The sequence below is a fragment of the Arthrobacter sp. CAU 1506 genome, assembly GCF_005047635.1.
GTDB lineage: Bacteria > Actinomycetota > Actinomycetes > Actinomycetales > Micrococcaceae > Crystallibacter.
Genome location: NZ_SUKC01000003.1, coordinates 281,939 through 288,901, shown reverse-complemented (window position 1 = coordinate 288,901; position 6,963 = coordinate 281,939). Strand labels below are relative to the sequence as shown.

The window sequence follows — 6,963 nt, the reverse complement described above, 5'->3', positions numbered from 1 at the left end:
TGCCGAATTCGCCCTTGGTGCGGGCTTCGGCCAGCTGCTCCAGTGCGGTGTTCGCGCCGGCCACGTAGGTGGCGTGGTGCTTGGAGTGGTGCAGCTCCATGATCCGGGCCGAGATGTGCGGCTGAAGGGCTGCGTAATCATAGTCGAGCTCAGGCAGTTCGTACGTGCTCATGGTTTCCTCCGTCTTCTCCCGGCCGCGGTCCGCGGCTGGGTCGGATTGTCCAACCGGACGGAGGTTTCCGTCCGGTAGCTCTCAAACCGGTCTTCGTTGACCGAGCCGCCGGTGCTGCCCGGCGGGCTGCCCATCCCTATCTAGTCGTCCAGCATCTCCGGTGTGACATTGGCTTCGGTCCCGGGTATCCGGAGCTCGGCCGCCCGCTTGTCGGCCATGGCCAGCAGTCGGCGGATCCGGCCGGCGATGGCGTCCTTGGTCATCGCCGGGTCCGCCAGGCGGCCCAGTTCGTCCAGCGAGGCTTGCTTGTGCGCCACCCGCAGTTCTCCGGCGTAGCGCAGGTGCTCGGGAACGTCTTCACCGAGGATCTCCAGCGCCCGTTCGACGCGGGCACCGGCGGCCACCGCGGCCTGGGCCGAACGCCGCAGGTTGGCGTCGTCGAAATTGGCCAACCGGTTGGCGGTGGCCCGCACTTCCTTCCGCATCCGGCGTTCTTCCCACACCATCAGCGCATCATGGGCGCCCATCCGGGTCAAGAGGGCGGCGATGCTGTCCCCGTCCCGAATCACAACCCGGTCCACGCCCCTGACCTCGCGTGCTTTCGCGGCGATGCCCAGCCGGCGGGCCGCGCCGACCAGCGCCAGCGCCGCTTCCGGACCGGGGCAGGTGACTTCCAGTGCAGAGGAGCGTCCGGGCTCGGTCAGCGAGCCGTGCGCCAGGAATGCACCGCGCCACACCGCCTCCGCGTCGGCGGCCGAGCCGTTGACCACCACGGACGGCAGTCCGCGGACCGGACGGCCGCGGCCATCCAGCAGCCCGGTTTGCCGGGCCAAGGACTCTCCGTCCCTGACGACGCGGACTACGTAGCGGTTCCCCCGGCGCAGGGCACCGCCGGAGACCACGATGATGTCTCCGCTGTGGCCGTACACTTCCGAAATGGCGGTACGCAGACGCCTCGCCGTCGCAGCCAGATCAACTTCGGCCTCAATCACAATCCGGCCGGAAATGATGTGAAGTCCGCCGGCGAACCGGAGCGTCGCGGAGACCTCCGCCTTCCGGACCTGGGACTTCTTGATGTCGAGGCGAGCAAGCTCATCCTTGACTGCTGCGGTCAGCGCCATGCACCTTGTCCTTACCTAATCCTTGTGGCCTTCGAAAATGTCGTGGTAGGCACTCGCCAGTCTCAACGGATCGTGTACGGGGCGTCCGCCTGAGCTTCCTACTCTACCGAAGACAACGCGCGCACCGAGTTCTCCGGCGGCTTCCTCGAAACGCTCCTTGTTGTCGATCACCCGCGGATCGGCCAGCACCACATCGAATCGCATGCCGGGGGCGCAGCGCTTCACTGCTGCCAGGTGGTCCGCCGCCGTCATCCCGGACGTTTCCTTGGTATCCACCGACAGGTTCATCGTCAGGCATCGGCGCGCCTGGGTGTTGCATAGCGCCTCGCGCATCTCTGTCAGCATCAGATGCGGCAGCACGGAGGTGTACCAGGATCCGGGCCCCAGGATCACCCAGTCGGCGTACTCGATGGCGTTGAGTGCTTCGACGCAGGCCGGCGCGTCGTCGGGGAGCAGCCGCACGTCATTGACATGGCTGTTCCGTCCGGCCGCGGCCAGGCGGGACTGGCCGGAGATCAGCGCGCTGCGCAACCGCCCATCCTCGTCCTCCACTAGTACGTCGCCCTCGATGGTCAGCGGTACGGTGGCCATGGGCAGCACCTCGCCGCGTGCTCCCAGCAGGGCTCCGGCCCATTTGAGGCCCGCCACGGGATCCCCCAGCAACTCCCACAACGTGACAATCAGCAGGTTGCCCAGGGCGTGGTTGTCCAGCGACTGCTCGGATCCCGGGGAGGACTTGAAGCGGTGCTGCATCACGTCGCGCCAGGTCCGGCCCCAGTCGGTGTCGTCGCACAGCGCCGCCAGAGCCATCCGCAGGTCCCCGGGCGGAAGCACGCCGAACTCATCGCGCAGGCGGCCGGAGGATCCGCCGTCGTCGGCTACCGTGACGATAGCGGTGAGCTCGGTGGTGAGCAGGCGCAGCGCGCCCAGCGAAGCGGACAGCCCGTGCCCGCCGCCCAGTGCGACGACGGACGGCGGCGCCCCGCTCTTCGCGTTCCTGCTGCGGGAGGTACCCGGGACCGGCACCAGCGGCAACGGTCCGGTCAGGATTGCCACTACTCGCGCCCCAGGTCCCGGTGCTGCACGGTCACCTTGACGCTGGGCAGCTGGGCCAGCCGCTTGCCGATTTCCTCGGCGACCGCCACCGACCGGTGCTTGCCGCCGGTACATCCGATGGCGATGGTGCCGTAGTGCTTGTTTTCCCGGCGGTAGCCCTCCAGCACCGGCTCCAGCGCCTCCACATACCGGTTGACGAACTCTTCGGCGCCGGAATCCACCAGCACGTAATCACGCACGTTCTCGTCGAGCCCGGTGTAGGGACGCAGCGCAGGAACCCAATGCGGGTTCGGAATGAAGCGGACGTCGGCGACGAAGTTGGCGTCCACCGGCAGCCCGTACTTGAAGCCGAAACTGATCACGTTGATGCGCAGCACGATCGGGCCGGAGTCGGTGAAGAGTTCGGTGATCGCAGTGGCGAGGGCGTGCACGTTCATCTCGGTGGTTTCGACCACCAAGTCGGACGAGTCCTTCAGGCTGCTCAGCAGCTCACGTTCGGCGGTGATGCCGTCGGAAATCCGGCCATCGCCCTGCAGCGGGTGCGGCCGCCGGCCCTGTTCGAAGCGGCGGACCAGGACGTCGTCCGAAGCGTCAAGGAAGAGCACCCGGTAGTGGACGCCGCTGGCGGCAAGAGCATGCAGCGCCTCGCGGATATCGCGGAACAGGCTCTGGCTGCGCACGTCCACCACCACAGCCAACTTGGGCAACGACTGCGGCATCCGCGACACCAGTTCGGCCAACGTTCCGAGCATTTGCGGCGGCAGGTTGTCCACCACGTACCAACCATGGTCTTCCAGTGCGTGCGCTGCCGTGGTGCGGCCTGCACCGGACATGCCGGTGACCACCAGGAGTTCGGATTCCACCGGCTTCTCCGGCGTCAGCTCCTCGTCCGCCGTCATCGTCACACCATCCATCCCGACCACACACCCCTCGATTTCAGCTCTAGCCTAACTAAGATTCGATGATTTCGCCGGTAGCCATATTCACTGCCGGCGCGGCCTCGTCCGCAGCCCCGGGCGCCAGCTGCCGCTTCAACGACGCCGCCATCGCGGGCCCGATGCCCGGCACCTGCTGCAGCTCTTCGACGCTGGCCGCCTTGAGCTTCTTGGCCGAGCCAAAATGTTTCATCAAGGCCTTCCGCTTGGCCGGTCCCAGCCCCTGCACGCCGTCCAGCACGGACACGGTCATGGCTTTGCCGCGCTTTTGCCGATGGTAGGCGATCGCAAAGCGGTGCGCCTCGTCGCGGATGCGCTGCAGCAGGAACAGCCCTTCGGACGAGCGCGGCAGGATCACCGGGAAATCGTCGTCGGACAGCCACACCTCTTCCAACCGCTTGGCCAGGCCCACCACGAACACGTCGGTGATGCCCAGGTCAGCCAGCGCGCGGGAGGCGGCGGCCACCTGCGGCGGGCCGCCGTCGACCACCACCAGGTTCGGCGGGTAGGCGAACTTGGTTTTCGGCGCCGGGGTCAAAGTCGCTTCCAGCACGGTCTCTTCAGGCACGGTGATTTCAGCCGCCGTCTGTTCCAGCACGACGGCGGTGTCCCCGCCTTGGGCGAGAGCTGACGCCGCCTGCTCGGCGGCGGCAGCGGGCGCGTCCGTGGCGCCGGCGGCGCCGGGTGCGGTGGCCTCCGTAACCCCGGTAACCCCGGTAACCCCGGTGGCCGCAATCCCGGTGGCGTCGGGGGCGTCGGTGGCCTCTGTGGCTTCAGGAGCCGCCAGGCGTCCCTGGTCCAGCAGATAGTTGCGGAACCGCCGGCTGATCACGTCGTACATCGCCGATGTGTCGTCGCGGGCGGCGTCTCCGGTGATCGCGAAGCGGCGGTAGTCGGATTTCTTGGGCAGCCCGTCTTCCACCACCACCATCGAGGCCACCACGTTGGTGCCCTGGACATGCGAGATGTCGTAGCACTCGATCCGCAGCAGCGCGACCGGAAGGTCCAGCGCCTCCTGCAGCTGCTGGAGGCCGGCCGAGCGCGTGGTGATATCGCCGGCCCGCCTGCTCTTGTGCAGCGCCAGCGCCTGCTCGGCATTCTCTCGAACAGTAGAAATCAGCGCGGCCTTGTCGCCGCGTTTCGGCACGTGGATCTGGACCTTGCTGCCGCGCAGTGTGCTCAGCCAAGCCTGCAGCTCGGCAGCGTTCTCCGGCTCCTGCGGCAGCATCACCTGGCGCGGGATCCTGTCCGGGCCGTCGGCGTCGCCGTACACCTGCTGCAGCAGATGCTCGGCCAGGTCGGCAGTGCTTTGGTCCTCGACCTTTTCCACCACCCAGCCGCGCTGGCCGCGGATCCGGCCGCCGCGCACGTGGAACACCTGGACCGCCGCCTCCAACTCGTCCTGCGCCAGCGCGAACACATCGGCGTCGGTGTCCTCGCTGAGCACCACGGCATTGCGTTCGAAGACGCGGCGCAGCGCGGCGATGTCGTCGCGGTACCGTGCCGCCGACTCGTAGTCGAGTTCCGCCACCGCTGCCGCCATCTTCTTCTCCAGCGCGCGGATGAAGCGGTCCGCTTCCCCGCCCATGAACGCACAGAACTCGGCCGCCAGCGCCTTGTGGTCCTCGGGCGAAATCCGCCCCACACAGGGCGCGGAGCACTTGTCGATGTAGCCCAGCAGGCACGGCCGTCCGGTGCGCTGGGCGCGGTTGAACACCCCGGTGCTGCAGCTGCGAACGGGGAAGACCCGCAGCAGCGTGTCCACGGTCTCGCGGATCGCCTTGGCCGGGTAGTACGGGCCAAAGTACTTCACGCCCTTGCGCCGCTCCCCGCGCATCACCTGGACCCGCGGGAACTTCTCCCCCATCGTCACGGCCAGGTAGGGGTAGGACTTGTCGTCCCGGAACATGATGTTGAAGCGCGGCGTGAACTCCTTAATCCACGTGTACTCCAGCTGGATGGCTTCCAGTTCGCTGCCGACGATCGTCCACTCCACCGAAGCCGCCGTATGCACCATCGCGTAGGTCTTGGGCAGCAGGTTTTTGGGACTGGCGAAGTAGTTGTTGAGCCGTGAGCGCAGGTTCTTCGCTTTGCCCACGTATATGACGCGGCCGTGCTCGTCCCGGAAGCGGTAGACGCCGGGATTGGTGGGGATCTCCCCCGTCCGCGGACGGTAGGATGCCGGATCAGCCATTGTCGGTCACTCCCTTCGTCGTCTCGTTATTGATCTGCCGCCGGGCCGGTCAGTCCGACGGCGTCTTGTTGTAGCTATGGGAGCGGTCCTGGCCGGTGAGGTCGGCGATCGCGTCCATGATCTGGTCCGTCGCGGATCGGCGTGCCGGGAGTGAATGCTCCGGTCCGGTCCGCTCGAAGTAGAGCGGTTTGCCGATCCGGACGGTGAAGTGTTTCGGCCGGACCATCATTTTCCCGGCGGGCTGCAGCAGCTCGGTGCCGATCAGCCCTACCGGCAGCACCGGCGCCCCTGTGGTCAGGGCCAGCCACCCCACACCGGTTCGTCCGCGGTAGAGCTTGCCGTCACGTGACCGTGTTCCTTCAGGATAGATCCCGAAAGCCTCATTGCGCTCCAGCACGTCAAGTGCGGTCCGCAGGGCGGCCACGCTGGCCGCCTGCTCGCCCCGTTCCACCGGAATCGAGCCCACGCTGCTGAAGAACCAGCGCATCGCCGCACCCTTGGGTCCCTTCGCCGTGAAGTACTCGGCTTTGGCAAAGAACGCGACTTTCCGCGGCATCATGGCCTGGATGATGATGCTGTCCAGAAAGGAGAGGTGGTTCGGCGCGACAATCACCGGGCCGGCGTCAGGAAAATTCTCGATGCCTTCGATGGTCGGCCGGCAACTCCCCCGCAGGGCAGCGCGGAACGAGGCACGGGTCAGTTCAAACGTCTTCATGCGGCCGGGCCCGGCGCCCCGGCCGGGGCGGCCTCCTGCTGCCCAACCGCCAGCCGTCCGATGGCCGCTTCGAGTTCCGGCATGGAATGCACGACGGCGGAGGCACCGGCGGCTTCCAGTTCGCCGTCGGCCGCGAATCCCCAGCTCACACCGATGCCCGGGATGCCCAGATGCCTCGCAGCAGCCATGTCGTACAGCCGGTCGCCCACCATCACCACCGGCCCGAAGCTCTCCGCAGCCTCGAGGGCTGCCTGCAGGATGGGCACCTTGCCCAGTCCCGGGGCGCTCGGAGCGGGATCGTCGCCCTCGGCTCCGTGGATGTTCTCGAAGAACGGGTCCAGCCCCTTCAGGCGCAGAAGGTCGCGGGCCAAGCCGGTCGGTTTCTGCGTGGCCACGGCCAGCATCATGCCCGCCGCCAGGAGCCGCTCCAGGACCTCGGCCATGCCGGGGTAAACGCGGCTTGCTGCCATACCGTGTTCGCGGTAGCCCGCCCGGTACAAGTCGATCACTTCGCCGAGCCGATGCTCCGGAACACCGGCGCCGCGCAATGAATCGCCGAGCGGCGGCCCCACCAGAGTCCCCAGCGTGTGCTCCGGCGGCACCGGCAGTCCGGCAGCCTCGAGCGCACCGGCAATGCCGCTGGTGATAGCGCCCGCGGGGTCAACAAGGGTTCCGTCAAGGTCGAACAAGACCAGCGCAGGCAATTGAGTCACCCGGGCATTTTCCCACAAATCCGCGGATCGGCCGGGATCCATTCCTGCGGCGGAATA

The 6,963-nt window shown here is 67.3% G+C and carries 6 protein-coding genes and 1 pseudogene; all 7 read right to left on the bottom strand.

What is annotated here, in order from left to right:
• Positions 1-172: pseudogene (locus E4J89_RS06305) on the bottom strand (superoxide dismutase); the annotation flags it as partial.
• Positions 173-312: 140 nt separating this feature from the next.
• Positions 313-1,293, bottom strand: coding sequence for a DNA-binding protein WhiA (whiA, locus tag E4J89_RS06300; protein ID WP_136785264.1), 981 nt, complete (start codon positions 1,291-1,293; stop codon positions 313-315).
• 15 nt (positions 1,294-1,308) lie between these two features.
• Positions 1,309-2,349 carry a gluconeogenesis factor YvcK family protein gene (locus E4J89_RS06295; RefSeq protein WP_136785263.1) on the bottom strand — a complete coding sequence of 347 codons (1,041 nt, stop codon included), beginning with the start codon at positions 2,347-2,349 and terminating at the stop codon, positions 1,309-1,311.
• On the bottom strand, positions 2,349-3,248 hold the full coding sequence (gene rapZ / locus E4J89_RS06290) for an RNase adapter RapZ (RefSeq protein ID WP_136785262.1): 900 nt from the start codon (positions 3,246-3,248) through the stop codon (positions 2,349-2,351). Before rapZ ends, E4J89_RS06295 begins: the two co-directional genes overlap by 1 nt.
• Positions 3,249-3,300: 52 nt before the next feature.
• Complete coding sequence (gene uvrC, locus E4J89_RS06285) at positions 3,301-5,478, bottom strand: excinuclease ABC subunit UvrC (protein ID WP_136785261.1); 2,178 nt, start codon at positions 5,476-5,478, stop codon at positions 3,301-3,303.
• A 49-nt stretch (positions 5,479-5,527) separates the two neighbouring features.
• Complete coding sequence (locus E4J89_RS06280) at positions 5,528-6,193, bottom strand: lysophospholipid acyltransferase family protein (protein ID WP_136785260.1); 666 nt, start codon at positions 6,191-6,193, stop codon at positions 5,528-5,530.
• A complete protein-coding gene (locus E4J89_RS06275; protein WP_346763373.1) occupies positions 6,190-6,906 on the bottom strand; it encodes an HAD hydrolase-like protein in 717 nt (238 codons plus the stop codon). The genes E4J89_RS06280 and E4J89_RS06275 overlap by 4 nt, the downstream gene beginning before the upstream one ends.
• Positions 6,907-6,963 lie beyond the last annotated feature (57 nt).

What these genes read in the sequence shown, in the direction of transcription:
- whiA (WP_136785264.1), bottom strand. Translation starts at nt 1,293, where the DNA reads ATGGCGCTGACCGCAGCAGTCAAGGATGAGCTTGCTCGCCTCGACATC.
- uvrC (WP_136785261.1), bottom strand. Translation starts at nt 5,478, where the DNA reads ATGGCTGATCCGGCATCCTACCGTCCGCGGACGGGGGAGATCCCCACC.
- E4J89_RS06280 (WP_136785260.1), bottom strand. Translation starts at nt 6,193, where the DNA reads ATGAAGACGTTTGAACTGACCCGTGCCTCGTTCCGCGCTGCCCTGCGG.
- rapZ (WP_136785262.1), bottom strand. Translation starts at nt 3,248, where the DNA reads ATGACGGCGGACGAGGAGCTGACGCCGGAGAAGCCGGTGGAATCCGAA.